Consider the following 18,904-nt stretch of genomic DNA (forward strand, 5'->3'; position numbering starts at 1 on the left):
CTTCAGTTGTATTGGATGCTTCACCTGGAGCTTTAAAGCCTCATTTTTTGCCGACCTCGGCAACCAAGAAAGGAAGTCTCAAAGGCAAGCAGAAAGGCTCCAAACTGGAATGGATGATTACTGCATCCGACTCTAGTCGCTTTATTTTACCGTATTACCCAGAAATGTTCAACGAATCTGCGATTAAATTCTACTCCCATGAGTCTCGTTGATTGACAACGGAGAGGGAGGGATTCGAACCCTCGTTACGATTAAAACCGTAAAACAGATTAGCAATCTGCCGCTTTCAACCACTCAGCCACCTCTCCAAGGTGTCTTGAGACATCATAGCAGGTTTTTTTCGGTCTGAAAAGACCTTTAGCGAGGAATTTTGCAATTTTTTTAAAAAAACTGGATAGAACCGAACCCAGGCCCCAGATTGAGGAAAGAACCCGGGTTAAGAAACCCACAGCAAGGGAACCAGAAACCCGTTTTCTGGCCCTTGCTTTGTGACCCAGCCCGTAACAATCCGGTCAAGAAACCCGGGGGGCCTTCCCCATGCTGTACCCTGCACCAGGCCAGACTGGGGAAACTGTGGTGAAAACCATTAATTGTTGGCCGGTTAGGTCCCCTGAAAGTCCAACCCAGCAAGACTGATGGGGGAGATTTTCCAAAAATATTATTAAAGATGATAAACTATTGAAACTTCTAATCAAAAGTGAGTCACCTGACTCCACTCGTCCAAGCCCTCAAGCAGGTTTCATGATGAACAGCAACCCTATCTAGGAGCGAAGATTAGACTGTTCAGGCCAGAAACCTGATCGACGCTTAAAAGTATGGTATGTCTACAAAGACAAAGACAGACCATTTTTCTCTCACGTTAACCCGGGAGGGAAAACGTGAGATGTAATCAGGTTACAAGCGGTGTTGCTGCTTAACCCAGTGCGATCAAAATAATGCCCGCGATCGCGAATCGAAAACCCCATTTCCTAGGAATGTCAAGGCTAGATTCGGGTGAAAGCTGCAACATTCTTGCTTCTCAATAATAAGGCACGAGCAGGCGATCGCGTCGGACTGCTTTGTGCTGTTGTCGAATTCCGGTGAAAAGAAAACTATGGCCGTAAAAGCTAACAAACACATTGCCCTAATTTCAGTTCACGGCGACCCCGCTGTAGAAATCGGGAAAGAAGAGGCGGGTGGACAAAACGTTTACGTCCGTCAAGTCGGTGAGGCACTCGCCAAGCAAGGGTGGCAAGTTGATATGTTTACCCGCAAGGCTCATGCAGAAGACCCCACTGTAGTAGAACACGCACCAAATTGCCGCACCATTCGCTTAGTGGCTGGCCCAGAAGCCTTCGTCCCCCGGCAAGAGATTTTTGAGTATTTACCGAGGTTTGTTGAGGCGTTGATTCAGTTTCAACAGCAAGCAGGTATAGAATATAAATTAGTTCACACCAATTACTGGCTTTCGGCCTGGGTGGGAATGGAACTCAAGAAACAACAAGGGGTTAAGCAAGTCCACGTTTACCACTCCTTGGGTGCTGTGAAGTATAAATCCATCACCACGATTCCGACGATCGCCACCACGAGGCTAGGGGTAGAGAAGGCGGTCCTAGAAACTGCCGAACGAATTGTCGCTACCTCTCCCCAGGAACAAGAACATATCCGAACTCTGGTGTCCCAGAAGGGGACTATCCAGATTATTCCCTGTGGCACAGATATCCACCGCTTTGGTTCGATTCAAAAGCCCGAAGCGCGATCGGCTTTGGGAATTGGACCGGAAAAAAAAGTGGTGCTATATGTGGGTCGGTTTGACTCACGCAAGGGTATCGAAACCTTAGTTCGTGCCGTCGCCCGATCGCAGTCCCGAGAGAATGCCAACCTGAGTTTAATCATTGCCGGGGGTTCCCGTCCGGGTCAGAGTGATGGCATTGAGCGCGATCGCATTGAGGCGATCGTGGATGAGTTGGGTTTACGGCAGATTACCCAGTTCCCGGGACGGATCGGCGATGATTTGCTACCGCAGTATTACGCCGCAGCGGATATCTGTGTTGTCCCCAGTCACTATGAACCCTTTGGATTAGTGGCGATCGAAGCAATGGCGAGTCGCACTCCAGTCATTGCCAGCGATGTGGGCGGATTACAATTTAGTGTGAAAGGGGAAGAAACGGGCTTACTCTGTCCACCCCAGGATGATGCCGCATTTGCGGAAGCCATTGACCGGATTCTGTCCAATCCCACCTGGGGCGATCGCCTCGCCGAAGCATCCCGTCAACGAGTAGAAAACCTCTTTAGTTGGGATGGAGTCGCCACACAACTGGGCGAACTTTATCAGGAACTGCTGACCGAAACTCCCATCGAACCCCACTTAGAAAAAGCGATCGCTTAGGATCAGTTTTTTGGAGAGATTATTCTCCCGGGATTAACCTCCTGCATTCCTTCTAACCCCGTAGGTTCAAACCCGCCTACGGGGTTTTGTATCGATAGCCCCTTCAGCCTCACCCCTGAGCAAAATATCATGGAAATACGCGGCGTTTGGATGACAACTACGGATAGTCAAGTCTTCCGATCCAAAGAAAGAATTAATGAAGCAGTCGCCTTTCTCGCCGAGACGGGATTTAATGTGGTTTTTCCCGTCGTTTGGACCAAAGGATTAACCCTCTATCCCAGTCGAGTGTTAAGGGAGACTTTGGGTATAGAAATCGATCCCCTGTATCAAGGTCGAGACCCCTTAGCTGAACTCATCGAAGCGGCCAATTCATGTGGGATTGCCGTGATTCCCTGGTTTGAATATGGATTCGCCAGTTCCTATCAGTCCAATGGGGGAATGTTGCTGCAAAAAAAACCGGAATGGGCGGCCAAGGACCTAGCCGGAAATCTCCTCAATAAAAATGGGTTTGAGTGGATGAATGCCTTACACCCAGAGGTGCAAAATTTCTTGTTCCAGTTAATTTTGGAAGTGGTCCAAAATTACCCCGTCGCTGGTATCCAAGGTGACGATCGCCTCCCGGCATTTCCCCGGGAAGGGGGGTATGATGAGTTTACCCGGAACCTTTACCGCCAAAGCTTTCAGTGCGACCCCCCGTCTAATTGTCAAGACGCCCAATGGTTGCAGTGGCGTGCGGATTTACTCACGGAATTTTTATCGCAACTCTATCAAGAAATTAAGGCGATTAATCCCAATTTGTTGGTTTCTCTTTCCCCTAATATTTATCCTTGGTGTTTGAATGAGTACCTGCAAGATTCTCAAACCTGGCTAAACCAAGGATTGACGGATTTGATGCATCCCCAGATTTATCGCCGGGATTTTCAGAGTTATCAACGGGTGGTGAATCAGATGGTGAAAAGCCCTTGTTTTTCAGAACAGTTGCCACGAATTTCGCCGGGGATTTTGATTAAGTTAGGGAAATATCGGATTAGTCCGGAATATTTGTTAGGCGCGATCGACTACAATCGGGCTTGTGGGCTTCCCGGAGAGGTGTTCTTTTTCTATGAAGGGTTACGGGAAGATGATAATGCGTTAGCGAAACCGTTGCGATCGCGTTATAGTAGTCCGGTGCCGTTTCCCACGGCTTTAGAGTTAAATCAATGGGTGGCAAATCAGCCACCTTCGAGGCTAAATCCCCGGGGTTCCGGTTGGTTAGATTGGCTGAAAAGTCGGTTTTAGGGGAAAGTTTGAGAGGGGTGGCAAGACGGGCGATCGGGCTATTTATACGGAATCCGGTTGTAACAGGTTTATAAAAATGAGCAGGTTTGTATTTGTAGGGGCGCTTCGGGAAGCGCCCGTTACAGAGGCGCTTCCCGAAGCGCCCCTACAATTCGTTTTAATAGACCTTTAACAACCGGATTTGGTATTAATCCATCGGTCGATCGCCGGTTGCCACTTGCGCTCAGTCAAATAGGCAAGGCCGATTAATATTATTAAGTTTAATCCATAAAATACCCAATTTTTCGGGAAACTAGAATTTAAACCCCATTGAACTAAAATTGGATAACTAAATATATAAATTCCATAAGAAATGGGAGCTAAAATGGAGAAGTAGCCTAAGATTTGATTAAAGTAAATCAGTTTATGGCGATACCAATACAGTCCGCCCGCCAGCAGGAGAAAAGCAGCTAAGAAGTGCCGAAACATTAAAAAAGGATAGTAACCGGGCTTAAATTCAGATTCACCCAACAAAGGAATAGCTGAAATTAGCACCATTCCCAACAAAGAAAGTAAGATAGGTCGCATATTTTGAAACGTAAATGTCCTATCTTTTAAAAATAGGTTTGCCATTTCCACCCCCACCCAACCTACAATAAAATAAGAACAAATCAAAGAAATTTGATTGGGTAATGATATATAAATTCCATAAGAAGCTGCTGAAAATAAGAGAACATAGTAAATCCGCTTACTTGGATTTATAACCCAATGAATCAGGGGATAAAACATCATGTAGAACCACCATTCATAGGATAATGACCAGAGGGGTAAGTTCCCTAGAAAGGGGTAAAACCAAGTGCCAGGTTTAACACTCCCGAAATCTTGGAGTAACAGAAAATTACCAATAATATCAACCCCAGAGAGTTTCTGAACCAGCGTTCCGTTCCACGCAAAAATGAAGACAGAAAGCAACATGGAGATGATGAACGGAAAATAAATTCTTCTAAATCGCTTAATTAAATAATTCCGAAAAGATAAATCAGGGTGACGACATAAAGAAATTCGGACCAAAAATCCACTTAAAACAAAGAAGATAATGACGGCTTCCTGTCCCGCAGCAAATATTAATTTTACAAAATCAGGAACTAGGTCTAGGCTATGTAATCCGTAAATGAAATTATGAACTAGGATATAAAAACAGGCTGCCCCCCGAATGGCATCAAGCTTTGGAAAATAAAATTTTTCACCCATCTTCGTTCAATCCTATAGGATAGAGTATTTGGTGACACTTTAGGGCGAAGAAAAATCCCCCGGTTGCATGACTCTAAAATGCCCAAGTTTCTCTGTTTTCAAGAATCATTTAAACCGAATTCATGCAGGTTGGCACTGGGGTAGTGCGGTGAACCTGTAACGCGCTAAAACCGATTCAACTGGGCTGTGCAGCCAAGAGTAGAAGACGAACTATCCCCCTGGGGGGCTTAGGCTGTTTATATTATAGGGTAGAAACCTCAACTTGCCATAAACAGGGAAGGTTAAACTCGATGGGTTGACAGATTGAGCCGATCGCCACCCAAAGGAAGCCCGGATAAACAACTTGACGGGTCGCACCCCGGGATAACCGGGGGAAGTTCTGGCGATCGGAACGGGGATTTTTCTCTGGAGAAACTATGAACTCAGGTGGAAGGAAAATGTAGACTGTCTATAGAGTTCCGTGGCAATTTCTACGGGAACTGGCTTACTAAATAAATAGCCTTGGGCCGTATTGCAGTTCACGGACTTCAAAAAATTCAACTGTTCTAAAGTTTCCACTCCTTCAGCGATTACCTCTAATTTCAAACCATGACCCAGGGTGAGGATGGCCTCAATAATAGCTGCATCATGGGGCTGATTGATGACGTCTTGAATAAACGAACGGTCAATTTTTAATTTATCTAAAGGAAAATGCTTCAAGGACGATAAAGAAGAATATCCCGTGCCAAAATCATCCAAGGCAATACCGATCCCCATACCGTGAAATCCATGTAAGAGAGAAATCGTTAAATCAACATCCTCCATCGCAATGCTTTCGGTAATTTCCAACTCTAAATAGCAAGGAGAAAGTTTGGTTTTGCTTAAAATATTGGCGATTTCTTGCAGTAAATTTTGTTGGTGAAACTGACGCGCCGATAAATTGACCGCCATCCCAATCGGGGGAAGTCCAGCTAACTGCCACTGGTAATTTTGCCGGGTAGCGGCTTCGATCGCCCAGGCCCCGATGGCACAAATCAGACCCGTTTCTTCTGCCAGGGGAATAAATTCACCTGGGGCAACTAATCCCAATTCTGGATGCTGCCAACGAATCAGCGCTTCCATACTGACAATTTTTCCGGTTTTTAAATCAATTTGAGGTTGATAATACATCCGGAACTCCTCCCGTTCCAAAGCTTTGTGCAAACTGGTTTCTAAAACCAGTCTTTCAAATGCTTTTGTCCCGATCGCTGGGGTGTAAAGCTGATAGTTGTTTCGCCCTTGTTGCTTGGCCCGATACATAGCTGCATCGGCATTTTTCAAAAGCGTTTCTACATCTTCTCCATCATAAGGCGCTAGGGCAATTCCCAAGCTGGCTTTTACATAAAAATCTTGGCCTTCCAAATGAAAGGGTTCGTCAAAACACTTTAAAATTTTTTTGCTAATTTCCGTCACATCCTCAGCGGAACTCAAATGATTGATTAAAAGGGTAAACTCATCCCCACCCCAACGGGCCAGCATATCTTCTGCGGGCAGAGAATTACTTAACCGTTCAGCGACAATTTTGAGAAGTAAATCTCCAAGGGCATGACCGAGGGTATCATTAATGGTTTTAAATCCATCTAAATCCAGAAAAATTACCCCCAGCATTTCCGCCCGGTGTTGGGTATCTGCTAGGGCCAAAGAAAGACGTTCATTAAAGAGCAGACGATTAGCTAATCCGGTTAGGCGATCGTGAGAGGCTTCGTGACGAATCAAATTTTCAACCCGCCGTTGCATCACAGCCATATAAAGATGAGTCCCCACGGATTCAGCCAGTTTAATTTCTTCGATTTTCCAAATTTTTGCTTGTCCTTTGATAATTTCTCGCCACGCTTCAAAGGAAGCCCTAGGTCTCCGGTTGCGCTCATCTAAATCATTTCGCCCCGCCCATAAAGTTTCGGTTTCAATTTCATTACGAAACAAGGTCAAACACCCTAAATATTGTTTATTATATTTTAACGGAATAATCAAAATTGAGCGAATTTTAGTCGTTTTAAAAGCTGGGGCTAAGGGACTAAAAGCTCGGGTCTGATAAAGATTACCAATACTGACACTATGCAGATAAACCAGAGAGTTTGGGAGCGATTCGGATTCGCAATTTCCGTTTAAACTAGAGAGTAAATCGAGTCCGGAGGTATCAATGATTGCCTGTTCTGCGGGAGAGAGATTTTCCTTCTGATGCGTCCCAGGATTGGTCGGCGGAGGCGCAATCTGCTCACTCCCATTAATTAACTGTTGCCAACAGTCCGTTTCTTCAATCCAAGCAATACTAGGTTGAACGCCATAAGTATAGATTTGAGCTACTGCTCCGGTCATTTCTGGATTGATATAGAGTCGGCCTGAATCTGCCCGTAAGGCGAGAATGGTTTCTTTTAGAACAGTTTGGCGAATTTTTTTGAGGTCTAAAGGTGAGTGCAGCAATCCGCTGATTTTATTGATCACCGATTCATCCCGAGCTTGGTGACGAGTGCGATTTAATAACTCGGATTGGGCGATCGCAATCGACATTTGATCCACCAGCAATTGGACAATCTCAATTTCTCGTTCTGAATATCTTCTAGGTTTAGCATGATGGGACACCAACAATCCCCAAAGATGATGTTGGTTGAGAATCGGAATGGTTAAAGAAGAAGATACCCCCATATTCTTCAGATATTCCGCATGACAGGGGTCTACGGGCCAATAGCGGATACCTCTTCGGCTGATACTTTCTTCATTGTCTGAAAAATCGAGTTCTTCAGTGGTTTTGCGTCCAGATGCCACATCTACGATCACCCGTTGACGGGCCCTGAGAAATAACTCTCGGGCTTTCTCGGGAATATCCGTCGCGGGAAAACGCAGCCCCAACATAGAGGGTAAGCGATCGCCTTGAATCGATTCCGCAATCACCTCTCCGCTGCCATCTTCTTCAAATCGATAAATTTTGACCCGATGGGTATTTAAAAAAGCTCGAATTTCTCGGGCAGTCGTTTCTAAAATTTCATTTAATTCTAAAGATTGACGAATCCGACTAGCAATCCGATTTAATAAATTTTCTCGATCTAGTATTGGCACTGACTTGCGCTTAATTTTTCTACGAATCATTACTGATTTCTCCCCTTGATTAGCATGGTAATTGTAACCGGGGATATCCGGACCCGGTGGTTCGCCTAAATACTAAAATGCATGAGCTAACTACTTCCTATGAAAATTTTGCAGTAAAGAAGCCCGAGGGCCACTCTCTTCCCGGGTGCCTTTTATCTTAGGCGTTACAGGTCAATTTACTTACCGATTACTCTCCCAAGTATTTATATTAATTTTACGAGTTTTAAACGGAAATGATGACAATAGGGGCATTGTTTTAATATTTTTTATTAAAGCGACTCCCTCTCGTCTCTTGTGTTCCGGGATGCGATCGCCCCTGGGTTGGCGCAACCAGCCGAAGCGCCTCATCCCAGACCCTGACGGGAATTGACCCGAATCCTAGATAGGGCCAAGACTCCTCCCCTGGGCTATCCTGGTGAAGAATCCGTACTGCCCCCTCCAGCATCCGCCCGCCTCGTTTTCCCTGCCCAACCCTGCCTTTAAACCGTCCGATGAGCCTCCTGAAGCGGATTCAGGCTGTACAGAACCCCAGGGTTCTGCCTAATCACCGCAACATCCAGAAAAAAGTAATCCCCCTTCTCATGCTACAATCCGATTTCTCTGAATGCGTGAGGCGATCGCCCGCTTGCACTCACCCTTGGGGAGAGCATAATTTCGCTGGCGGCGATCGCCTTGGCTCAAGACTGGCGATCGAGGATTTTTCCTGAACCCGAGGCATTCTGTGTTAAAATATATTTCGCAGATAAAGTTTGATTGTCGTGTTTGTTGCGATACAGACAAGCCAACAAACACTATCGGGTTTTAAAGCCAATTCATAACAGATAGCCAGTTGTGGACAAAGCGCGATTGGGCGGCTTTGTGCTCCTTTCTCCGAGCCTTCGATCGTGAACCCCACCCTCGCAAACGGCTCGACAGGGGAGGAACGCCCCCATCAGCTATTTCCGTGACTGGGATATCAAGCTTACCCGAGTTGGGGTAGAGCACTTTTCACCCGCCCATCTTATTGTTGATACTCAGGAGGATACCGGATGACTCAAGTCGTTGTCGGCGAAAATGAAGCGATCGAATCTGCACTGCGCCGCTTTAAGCGTCAAGTAGCAAAAGAGGGAATTTATGCAGACATGAAGCGTCAGCGTCACTTTGAAACTCCCCTAGAAAAGCGTAAGCGCAAAGAAATCGCACGCAGACGCAAACGCAGATATTCCCGATAGAAGACCCTCAACCCGCTCATCGGAGCGGGGGTCATCAGTTGCGAATCGCCTTTGCAGTAGATAGTCCGGGAGTGGGAAGCAGTGTATTAGAACCCCTAATACTGCTTTAACGCCCGTTCTATCTCCCGCTTGTGGTCCCGTTCTTTCACCGCCGCTCGCTTATCGTGGAGTTGCTTGCCTCGGACAAGAGCAATCTCTACCTTAACTAAACCACGCTTGAGATACATCTTTGTCGGTACCATTGTCAAGCCTTTCTGTTCCACCTTACCAATCAACTTGCGGATTTGATCGCGGTGTAACAACAACTTCCGACTCCGGGTCGGCTCATGGTTAAAATAGAGACTGGCCGTCTGATAGGGCGACACATTCACATTCAGCAGCCACGCCTCCGCATCCCGAAACAAGACATACCCATCTCGGATATTCACCTTCCCTTCCCGAATCGATTTCACCTCGGTCCCTTTTAATTCAATCCCCGCTTCATATTTTTCCAGAATCTCATATAAAAACCGGGCTTGGCGATTATCACTGACTATTTTGATCCCTTCGCTTTGTTGCGCCATCTGTATTTCTTAGTTTCTACTCATTCTATGATCAACGAAAGCCGATTCAGCTAAAAACTAGCCTGAACGCCTTTATCTTATTTCTAGCCTATCGTTTTTAATAGCCCACTTACATAACTCGCACCCGATCGCCCCAATCCCGAACCACCCAACCCCAAACCCCCAGACTCCAAGTGGTACCCCGATGTTTGTAGTAACGACTTCAGTCGTTCTCTAGTGCAACCTGAGCACCCCAGGAAACATTTAAAATTTTCCGGTCCCTTACTATTTTATAATCAAGTAACTTCCCGGGTAGTTCACACTGTCGTGAATGAGCGCTGCTCCCGCAAATCTTGCATTATCCAGCTAACCCAGACTAGCACTGCGGTTGTCAGCGGGTTAAGAAATATGTAACTCATACCTAGACGAGGGCAGGGGAGTCGGAAAGCCTTTCCCAGCAAAGAGATTGATTCCTTCTTCTCGAAAAAATACCTGGGTAAGGGGGAATTGCCACAGGAGGCAACAGAACAGATTTACGGTTCATCCCTAATTTTGAACCCGCTAAAGGCTGGAGTTTCTTCGCATTCAGGCGCTAGATTGCCTATCCTAGATAAAGAGCAGCGAGAGAAACAGGGATGTTCGGACACAATTATCAGAAAAGTCAGATTAAAATTGCCATTGTTGGGGATGTACATGAACAATGGGAACCCGCCGATGGAGAAGCGCTAACCCGACTGGGGGTTGATTTAGCGCTGTTTGTAGGGGATTTTGGCAATGAGTCGGTCCCCATTGTCCGGGCGATCGCCGCCTTGGATATTCCTAAAGCGGTGACGTTTGGAAACCATGACGCTTGGTTCACCGCGACGGACTGGGGTCGCAAAACTTGCCCTTATAATCGCCGGAGTGAGGATTGGGTTCAGTCTCAATTGGATATCCTCGGCGAGACTCATGTGGGGTTTGGCAAGTTAGATTTTCCCGAGTTTGGGTTAACGGTGGTGGGGTCCCGTCCCTTTACCTGGGGAGGGTCGGAATGGAAATATGCGGATTTTTATAGCGATCGCTGTGATGTCAGCAGTTTTGTCGAGTCTACCGATCGCATTATGGCAGCAGTTAAACGCGCCAGCTTCGATACGATTATTTTTCTGGGACATAATGGACCCAAAGGGTTAGGCGATCGCCCCGAAGACCCCTGCGGCAAAGATTGGAAACCCCTGGGAGGCGACTTTGGGGACCCGGATTTTGCCGATGCGATCGCCCAAACCCGCAAAATGGGCAAAACTATCCCCCTCGTCACCTTCGGACATATGCACCACCGCCTCCGCCACACTCAAACCCAGTTGCGGAAATCCCTGCATACCACCAACGATGGCACCGTTTACCTAAATGCCGCCCGCGTCCCCCGGATTGTTCCTACAGAAAAGGGTCAATTACGCAACTTCTCCCTGGTTGAATTACAAGGAAACACCGTGACTCGCGCCTCCCTGGTTTGGGTGGACCAAAATTTCGCAGTCGCCTCGGAAGAAGTCCTGTATCAACAACACCCGGAATCTGTTGCCACCCTCGCTTAAGGGCGACTGGATTTTTTCCCCCCTTGACTCTTTCAATTCCAGACAACTCGGGGTAAGATAAAACAGAACCGCACTGGAGAGGTGGCAGAGTGGTCGATTGCGTCTGACTTGAAATCAGATGAATCCGCAAGGGTTCCGGGAGTTCGAATCTCCCCCTCTCCGTTGATTAACCTAGAGAAAGCCCGCACCCGTCGCAACACCCGGCGGGGGGTTGCAATACCCGGCGGGGGTTTAAACCCCCGCCTAACAGAATCAAGTCGGTTAAAACCGACTGAAATCCCTATGGGGTAACGACTTCAGTCGTTTCTTCATAAGTTCGTAGTAACGACTTCAGTCGTTTCTTCATAAGTTCGTAGTAACGACTTCAGTCGTTCTCTTCTCTCATGTTCGTAGTAACGACTTCAGTCGTTCTCTTCTCATGTTCGTAGTAACGACTTCAGTCGTTCCCCCCATTCAACCACCACCGATGAGATCGCCTCCCGGTCCTCTCGGCAACATCTCTCTAAATTGCGGTAAATTTTAACGTACCATAAGAAAAGTAAAATCTTTGACATAACCCGATGACTGACAAGCGGATCAGAGCTTATATCAAACTCATTCAAAAATTATTAGATTGTCCTGAAGGAGAAGAACTCAAGATTCTCCGCAAACATAAACATTTAATCGATGTTCAATTTGTCTACGTTCTCAACCAGGCAGCGGAGAAAGCCGAAGAAGAGGGGGAAGAAGATACCGCGAGTTTTTTAAGGACATTAGCCGAGCAATTAGAACAGGCTTTTGTCGAAGTTGTGAAAAGAGCTAACCCTGCGTCCAGCGAGCGCAATCAGGCATATCTTCAAATCATTGAGGAAATCTTAAAGTGTGACACGGGAGAAGAAGTTGCCCATATTTTACATCAAAACTCCGAGATAGTGGACCGAGGCTTTGTCAAAACCTTGGCCCAAGTTGCCCAACTGATGGTAGAAAATGGTCAGCCAGATTCCGCAGCAGTTTTAATCGATTTGGCAACAGTAATATCCTCAGCTATTGAGGAAGATTAACATCGTTTAATGGTCAACAAACCCCCCGCACCCTGAAGGGTGGGGCTATACGGACGAAGCCCGCCTGCGCGGGCTAATTTCAGGTCTTGGACAACGGGATTGGGTGTTAAAAGGCGATCGATTGCACCCTGACAATTATCGCCTTTTAACTGTTACAAAAATTTATTAAATTCCTCACGCTTTTATGATAAATTATCAAAATCGGAGTAGGTGTGGACATATAGGCTCATGCGTTGTTTAAACTGTCATGCAGAAGGCATCCCGTCAACGAATCAATACTGCCCAAAATGCGGCGCTCACTTACCCGCACTCCAGCAAAACCTCCTCCCGGAACAGACCCGCTTAAAAGCCAACACCTACGAAATCGAATATGCTTTAGGACGAGGCGGATTTGGGATTACCTATCGCGCCCATCATATTGGCCTGGAACAACCTGTTGCCATCAAAGAATACTATCCCCAAGAACTTGCCCATCGCCACAGCAATAATGGGGGATTAACCGTTCCCCAAAACAAAACGGAAATGTATCAGCGTTGGTTAACCCGATTTTTGCGAGAAGGGCAGATTTTAGCCAAACTAAATCATCCCAGTTTAGTGCGAGTGCAAGACTTATTTGAAGAAAGAAATACCGCCTATCTGGTGATGGAATTGCTCTGCGGGAAAACATTAGGGCAAGAGTTAGACGAGCAGCCTGGAAAAAAATTAGACCCGCAACGAGTTAGGGAAATCATCACGCCTTTAGTCAGTGCTTTAGCGGCAACTCATCAAGCCGGAGTCTATCATCTCGACCTCAAACCGGATAATATCCTCCTGACACCGGAAGGGCGAATTGTCTTAATTGATTTTGGGGCAGCTAAACAAGAAAGCGCCACCATTGGACAAACCCGGAGTACGCGAGCATTTACCCCAGATTACGCCCCACCGGAACTGATTGGCAACCAGGCGATCGGGCCAGAAAGCGATATTTTTGAACTGGGGATGCTCTTACATCAAATGGTCACCGGGACCCTACCACCCCCTGCCCTGAGTCGCCTCATCGGAGAACCCTGGGAACCCCAATTAGAAGAACCCTGGCAGAGTTTAGTCGCCTCCGCCTTACCGCTACAGAAAAATCAGCGACCAAATAATATCAGTGAGTGGTGGAAAACGGCAGCATCTGAGGTAAATAGCTCTGGGAATATACCCTCTGTAAAACTCCCACAACCTAAACTCCAGGTTCCACCCCCAATTTTAAAGCCCCGGCCAACAAGTGCGTCAGTTCCAGGCAAAGGCGCAGTAGATCTGCGCGGCTATTTTATCTTGCCCCAACTCCAAGCAGAGGGAATGGTGCGGCGTTTTGGGCGCGGAATAATCCGAAATGTGATCCTGTTGAATCACGAATTGGTGATTGTCTGTGCCGGCGGTGGCGCGGCATTATTTAACCTGAGCAGTGGTGAGGCAATCTGGGAAATAGACTGCCCTGCTAATTCTGGGGCCGTAAGTCTGGAGCAAAAACTGCTAGCTTTAGCGTGCGGACAAGCGATTTACCTCTGGGATTTAACAACAGGGCAATTCCTGGGTCAGATTCACGGACATACCGACTGGGTCGTTAGCTTGGCCTTCAGTCCGGATGGGAAATTCCTCGCTTCTGGGAGTGGTGATAATACCGTGCGGTTATGGGATACCGCTACGGGAAGGGAACTACGCCAATTTCGGGGACATACCGCCTGGGTCGTTAGCTTGGCCTTCAGTCCGGATGGGAAATTCCTCGCTTCTGGGAGTCAGGATGACACACTGCGGCTATGGGATGTCGCTCAGGGAACACAACTACGCCAATTTCAGGGACATACCTCTACCGCTTTCGTGAATAGCATTGCCTTCAGTCCCGATGGCCAATTCCTCGCTTCTGGGAGTGGGGATGATAATTGGTATAATACGGTGCTGCTGCTGTGGGATGTTGTTCAAGGAACACAACTGTACGAATTTGAGGGACATACCGGCTCGGTGAGGAGCATTGCCTTCAGTCCGGATGGGAAATTCCTCGCTTCTGCGAGTGATGATCACACACTCTGGCTGTGGGATGTGGCTCAGGGAAGGGCAATGCACCAACTCTGTAGACATACCTCTTCGGTGAATAGCATTGCCTTCAGTCCGGATGGGAAATTCCTCGCTTCTGGGAGTGCAGATCAAAAGCTCCGGCTGTGGGATGTGTCTGAGGGAAAGCAACTTCGCCAATTTCAGGGACATACCACCTGGGTGAATAGCATTGCCTTCAGTCCTGATGGCCAATTTCTCGCTTCTGGGAGTGGGGATAATACTGTGCGGCTGTGGGATACGGCTACGGGAAAACAACTGCGCCAATTTGATGGCCATACCTCTTCGGTGTTTAACATTGCCTTCAGTCCCGATGGCCAATTCCTCGCTTCTGGGAGTGGGGATAATACTGTGCGGCTGTGGGATACGGCTACGGGAAAACAACTGTGCCAATTTGATGGCCATACCTCTGTCGTGAGTAGCATTGCCTTCAGTCCCAATGGCAAATTCCTCGCTTCTGGGAGTGGAGATCAAACACTCCGGCTGTGGGATGTGGCGGAGGGAACGCAACTGCGCCAACTTGAGGGATATTACTACTGGCGGAGTAGCATTGCCTTTAGTCCTGATGGCAAATTCCTCGCTTCTGAGAGTAATGATCACACACTGCGGCTGTGGGATACCGCTACGGGAAGGGAACTGCGCCAATTTCAGGGAGATACCGGCTTCGTAAATAGCATTGCCTTCAGTCCTGATGGCAAATTCCTCGCTTGTGGGAGTTTAGATAAAATCGTGGAGCTATGGGATACGGCTACGGGAAGGGAACTGCGCCAATTTCAGGGACATACCTCCTCGGTGTTTAGCATTGCCTTCAGTCCTAATGGCAAATTCCTCGCTTCTGGGAGTGGAGATAATACCGTGCGGCTGTGGGATGCAGCTACTGGAAGGGAACTACGCCAACTGTGTGGACACACCTCGGTGAGTAGCATTGCCTTCAGTCCGGAGGGCAAATATCTCGCCTCCGCAGGTAACGATGGTGTAGTCCGGTTGTGGGATGTGGCAGATCTCCAGAGTTGAAGAGAACCCGGATTTAGTTACCTCATCACCGGCGTCAATTAAAACATCAGCCGGTGATGAAATGATTGATTTAATCTTCCTTACCCTTCGTCAACAGGGCGACTTTCTCCACTAAATCTAACGGCAATTTTACCGTCTGTGCAATTTCTTCTAAACTGACCCCTTTCCGAATCAAGAGTTTTATCAACTCAATCCGGCCTTCCTTCCACCCTTCAAACCAACCTTCAATCCAGCCCTCGGCAAAGCTTTCTTGATAGAAGCGATTGTCTTTCCAACTTCCTAGTTCTAACATGGCCACTATCTCCTCTCATCCTAAAATCTGGAATAAAACCCCCTCAATGATGTCCTGGATTTGAGGGGGTGGATTGGTTTATGTCAACCTACGGATTTCTCCCGGCATTGAGTGGGGTTAATCTTCCTGACTATTGCTATCTTCGGCAGATTCCCGAACTAAATCTAGTGGCAACTCCAACGATTCAGCAATAGCTTCTAAACTTAATCCCTGACGCATTAAAGGTTTAACAGCCTTAATTTTGGCCCGCATTTCACCTTCGGCAAGGGTTTCTTGATAGAAGCGATTGTTTTTCCAACTTCCTAGTTCTAACATGGCGGCTATCTCCTTTCGAGTTTTTGTGGTTAACTTGTAAATAATGATGGTTTCAATGAGTTCGATGAGGTCCCGTTGGTGGTTGGGATTGGGGAGTTCAGTGGCGGCTTGGGCGATTAGGCGTTTGGCTGTTTCTACCGCAGCCGTTTCCGGTTCTATGATTAGCTTAACAACTCCGAGACCTAATGTGCTTTCTTCTTCCGGTTCGAGTTCATCCAAGTAGATGCGGGTGACCCGATCGCAGTTGAGCAGTTCCTGAAATTGTACCTGGTCTTTGGGCTCAATGCGACGATAGGGGTAAATGATGACGACTTGCCAGGGATTTGCCGGTTTGTATTGGCGCAGGTAGATAAAGAGTTCGGCAAAAATCCGATAGTAAAGCTCATCATCGGGTTGAAATTGTACTTCGGTCAGGTAAAAGGGTCGGTTGGGTTCCTCCTCGTTGGGTATGAAGACTCCATCAATCCGAAAAGCCAATTGTTTGACTTCGATGGAGGTAAACTGATAGGCACTGGCTTCTTGAATCGGACGGTGGAGTAATTCAAAGAAGATGGTGGGATATTTTTGAAATATGGTATAAAAAATTGTGTCGGTTCTCATGGGCGCTGATCCGGGGTTGAATTGGACATATAGCGGTTCCTAAACTCAGGAATAACAGATATTAAGGAGTGCGAGCATCTTGCTCGCTATTATTTTAGAAAGCGAGCAAGATGCTCGCACTCCTTAGATGAAATGCACGGTAACACTCTCTACTTAGGAGTTTTTGCTCCGGTTTGCTTATGCTTATTTTAACATAATTATGGCTAAAAATCAGCAAATTTGCAATTTTATTATTCATTCAAATAGGGATTGAAAAGTTAGGAATTACCAGCCACAACAGGGGGACCCTTTTGGGAATCGGGTGTTGTACGTTAGACTGGGGTTATGGAGTCGGGAACACCTGTGGATTGGGGGGGTTCAATCCCAATTGTCGATCGCACGTAATGGAGAGGGTAAAAGTTGTGAAACGTACTCAAATAATCGGCTGGGATTCATCAGGAAAATTCTCGGGAAATTTTGGCCTTAATCGCCGGTTTAGACGGTGGCATCACCGGGCGATCGCACCGCTGATTGCTGCTATGCTGGCAGTCGCCTCCGGTGCAAATGTCGCCACTCTTGCCGCTGAAAGTTTGACCTTTCGTCTCGGTCCCTGGCAAGGCTCGATCGCCATTTCTGATTTAGAAGAGTATGCTAGAACTGGCGAACTTCCCGGCAATCTTGCCCCCCTAGGTCCCTTTTTACCTGCCGGATTGCAAGAAGTATTAGCGCAACGGGTGGAGATTGACCCCGATATTGGCGATCGCGCCCTGGATCGCCTCATCAAATCTCCCCAAGGCAACCGCTTTGTGCGCGCCATTTTATTACTCGTTCCTGATAGCACCATTGACCAAATTAAAGATGCCATTAAACTCGTTGCCACCCAAGGCAATGGTCTGAGTTTATTAGGCATTTTAAAAGCCTTACCTGGGGATAATATTGTCTTTGATGCCACCTCCGCCATTGGGGTCGCATCCCGTCTAAATCTGCCCTATTTAGAAGGGCAAATTTTGCGTTCTAGGTTAGAAAGTGACCTAGAACTAGAAACCGAACCCTTTTTCGCCAGCTTTGACCCCGCCTTACCCGGTTCCCAACTGGTTTCTCAACAAACCCTCACCTTTCGCGATCGCCAGCGCAACCGGGAGATTACCACCGAAATCTATAGCGGTAACAATCCCCAAGGACCTCTGGCCGTTATTTCTCATGGATTTGCATCCAATCGCTTCTTATTAGAATATTTAGCCCAACATTTGGCATCCCACGGCATCACCGTTGTCTCCATCGAACATCCCGATATCAATGAAGCATCCGTCGCCAACCTCCCCCTCACCCTCGACCCCACCAACCTGATTCCCGCTTCCGTCTTTTTAGATGTCCCCAAAGATGTCAGTTTCATCCTCGATGAACTCGCAGAAATTAACCGCCAACCCGGTTCTTTCGCCGGTCAATTCAACACCGAACAAACCCTCGTTATCGGTCATTCTTTGGGGGGATATTCGACTTTAGCGTTAGCGGGGGGTGAGTTGAATTTAAACGAATTACGAGAGTTTTGTGAAAGCGGGCGAAAATTGGGCCGATCGCCTGCGGATTTAGCCCAATGTGCCGCCACGGAATTACCCGGTAATCGGATCACCCTGCGCGATCGCCGGATTAAACAGGCAGTCGCCATCAATCCCTCCGTCGGCAACCTCTTCGGGGACCAGGGACTCGGTAAAATCGACATCCCAATTCTGCTTGTCGCCAGCAGCGATGATTCCTGGACCCCGGCAGTCAACCATCAATTGCGACCCTTTACCCAACTGCGGGACCCCAAATATCTACTCACGGCGATCGGGGCCACCCATTTCAGTACCACCGACCCCAGTCGCCCCAGTCTGTTAGAACGAGAAACCGCCTTACCCGACGAACCCTCTGGGGAACAGACAGAAAACCTCCGCCAATTACTGCGCGGCGTCACCTTGGCATTTGTCAAACAGCAGACACCAGAAGCGCGGACCTACGCCCCATTTTTAAGCGCTGCCTACGCCCAATCCCTGGGAACCGAAGAAACAGCCTTACGCCTAAATGAAACCCTCCCCACGCGCTTGGCGCGGTGGTTAGCAACCAGTGAAGCGGCCCTCGGGCGGTTGGATTGAGGCATGGACTGAAAAATTCAGCCCAGGGTCAGAAACCGGGTTTCTTGGCTACATTTGGGATAAATTGCAGGATTTTGGTCAGAAACCCGGTTTCTAGGGGTTGCCCAGGGTCAGAAACCGGGTTTCTTGGCTACATTTGGGATAAATTGCAGGATTTTGG

General features: G+C 47.6%; 14 protein-coding genes and 2 tRNA genes. 10 read left to right on the forward strand and 6 right to left on the reverse strand.

What is annotated here, in order from left to right:
• Nucleotides 1–212: hypothetical protein (locus NG833_RS02790; RefSeq protein ID WP_254563814.1), on the forward strand; the 212-nt coding region annotated here is incomplete at its 5' end.
• A gap of 7 nt (nucleotides 213–219) precedes the next feature.
• On the opposite strand, the gene NG833_RS02795 is transcribed toward NG833_RS02790, so the two are convergent.
• Nucleotides 220–308, reverse strand: a tRNA-Ser gene (locus tag NG833_RS02795).
• 785 nt (nucleotides 309–1,093) lie between these two features.
• On the opposite strand from NG833_RS02795, the gene NG833_RS02800 reads away from it, so the two are divergent.
• Together NG833_RS02800 and NG833_RS02805 are read left to right on the forward strand one after the other, a co-directional pair.
• Nucleotides 1,094–2,368 carry a glycosyltransferase family 1 protein gene (locus NG833_RS02800; RefSeq protein ID WP_254563815.1) on the forward strand — a complete coding sequence of 425 codons (1,275 nt, stop codon included), beginning with the start codon at nucleotides 1,094–1,096 and terminating at the stop codon, nucleotides 2,366–2,368.
• Between the two features lie 129 nt (nucleotides 2,369–2,497).
• Complete coding sequence (locus NG833_RS02805; protein ID WP_254563816.1) at nucleotides 2,498–3,646, forward strand: glycoside hydrolase family 10 protein; 1,149 nt, start codon at nucleotides 2,498–2,500, stop codon at nucleotides 3,644–3,646.
• A 168-nt stretch (nucleotides 3,647–3,814) separates the two neighbouring features.
• On the opposite strand, the gene NG833_RS02810 is transcribed toward NG833_RS02805, so the two are convergent.
• Both NG833_RS02810 and NG833_RS02815 read right to left on the reverse strand, forming a co-directional pair.
• Nucleotides 3,815–4,876, reverse strand: a complete 1,062-nt coding sequence (locus NG833_RS02810) for an acyltransferase (RefSeq protein WP_254563817.1) — start codon at nucleotides 4,874–4,876, stop codon at nucleotides 3,815–3,817.
• A gap of 414 nt (nucleotides 4,877–5,290) precedes the next feature.
• A complete protein-coding gene (locus NG833_RS02815) occupies nucleotides 5,291–7,978 on the reverse strand; it encodes an EAL domain-containing protein (protein WP_254563818.1) in 2,688 nt (895 codons plus the stop codon).
• A 581-nt stretch (nucleotides 7,979–8,559) separates the two neighbouring features.
• Between NG833_RS02815 and NG833_RS30290 the strand changes: the two genes are divergently transcribed.
• Together NG833_RS30290 and rpsU are read left to right on the forward strand one after the other, a co-directional pair.
• Nucleotides 8,560–8,685 (forward strand): hypothetical protein, encoded by a 126-nt coding sequence (locus NG833_RS30290; protein WP_256555797.1) that lies wholly within the window; start codon nucleotides 8,560–8,562, stop codon nucleotides 8,683–8,685.
• Nucleotides 8,686–9,006: 321 nt separating this feature from the next.
• Nucleotides 9,007–9,189 (forward strand): 30S ribosomal protein S21, encoded by a 183-nt coding sequence (rpsU, locus tag NG833_RS02820; protein ID WP_015149204.1) that lies wholly within the window; start codon nucleotides 9,007–9,009, stop codon nucleotides 9,187–9,189.
• A 95-nt stretch (nucleotides 9,190–9,284) separates the two neighbouring features.
• Here rpsU and smpB read toward each other — a convergent pair whose 3' ends face one another.
• Nucleotides 9,285–9,752 carry an SsrA-binding protein SmpB gene (gene smpB / locus NG833_RS02825; RefSeq protein ID WP_254563819.1) on the reverse strand — a complete coding sequence of 156 codons (468 nt, stop codon included), beginning with the start codon at nucleotides 9,750–9,752 and terminating at the stop codon, nucleotides 9,285–9,287.
• Between the two features lie 614 nt (nucleotides 9,753–10,366).
• Between smpB and NG833_RS02830 the strand changes: the two genes are divergently transcribed.
• The 4 genes from NG833_RS02830 to NG833_RS02845 all read left to right on the forward strand — a co-directional run bounded on the left by NG833_RS02830 (nucleotide 10,367) and on the right by NG833_RS02845 (nucleotide 15,426).
• The gene (locus NG833_RS02830; protein ID WP_254563820.1) at nucleotides 10,367–11,299 is read left to right on the forward strand and encodes a TIGR04168 family protein; all 933 of its coding nucleotides are present in this window, start codon (nucleotides 10,367–10,369) and stop codon (nucleotides 11,297–11,299) included.
• 75 nt (nucleotides 11,300–11,374) lie between these two features.
• Nucleotides 11,375–11,461 (forward strand) — tRNA-Ser (locus tag NG833_RS02835).
• A 398-nt stretch (nucleotides 11,462–11,859) separates the two neighbouring features.
• Nucleotides 11,860–12,339 (forward strand): hypothetical protein, encoded by a 480-nt coding sequence (locus tag NG833_RS02840; RefSeq protein ID WP_254563821.1) that lies wholly within the window; start codon nucleotides 11,860–11,862, stop codon nucleotides 12,337–12,339.
• Between the two features lie 228 nt (nucleotides 12,340–12,567).
• Complete coding sequence (locus NG833_RS02845) at nucleotides 12,568–15,426, forward strand: protein kinase (protein WP_254563822.1); 2,859 nt, start codon at nucleotides 12,568–12,570, stop codon at nucleotides 15,424–15,426.
• A 70-nt stretch (nucleotides 15,427–15,496) separates the two neighbouring features.
• Here NG833_RS02845 and NG833_RS02850 read toward each other — a convergent pair whose 3' ends face one another.
• Both NG833_RS02850 and NG833_RS02855 read right to left on the reverse strand, forming a co-directional pair.
• Entirely contained in the window at nucleotides 15,497–15,718 is a 222-nt protein-coding gene (locus tag NG833_RS02850) for a hypothetical protein (RefSeq protein ID WP_254563823.1), read from the reverse strand.
• A gap of 117 nt (nucleotides 15,719–15,835) precedes the next feature.
• On the reverse strand, nucleotides 15,836–16,633 hold the full coding sequence (locus tag NG833_RS02855; protein ID WP_254563824.1) for an Rpn family recombination-promoting nuclease/putative transposase: 798 nt from the start codon (nucleotides 16,631–16,633) through the stop codon (nucleotides 15,836–15,838).
• A gap of 401 nt (nucleotides 16,634–17,034) precedes the next feature.
• On the opposite strand from NG833_RS02855, the gene NG833_RS02860 reads away from it, so the two are divergent.
• Nucleotides 17,035–18,744, forward strand: coding sequence for an alpha/beta hydrolase (locus NG833_RS02860; protein WP_254563825.1), 1,710 nt, complete (start codon nucleotides 17,035–17,037; stop codon nucleotides 18,742–18,744).
• The last annotated feature ends 160 nt before the right edge of the window (nucleotides 18,745–18,904 follow it).

Origin of the sequence: Oscillatoria sp. HE19RPO, assembly GCF_024220515.1 — a bacterium.
Classification (GTDB): Bacteria; Cyanobacteriota; Cyanobacteriia; order Cyanobacteriales; family Laspinemataceae; genus Laspinema.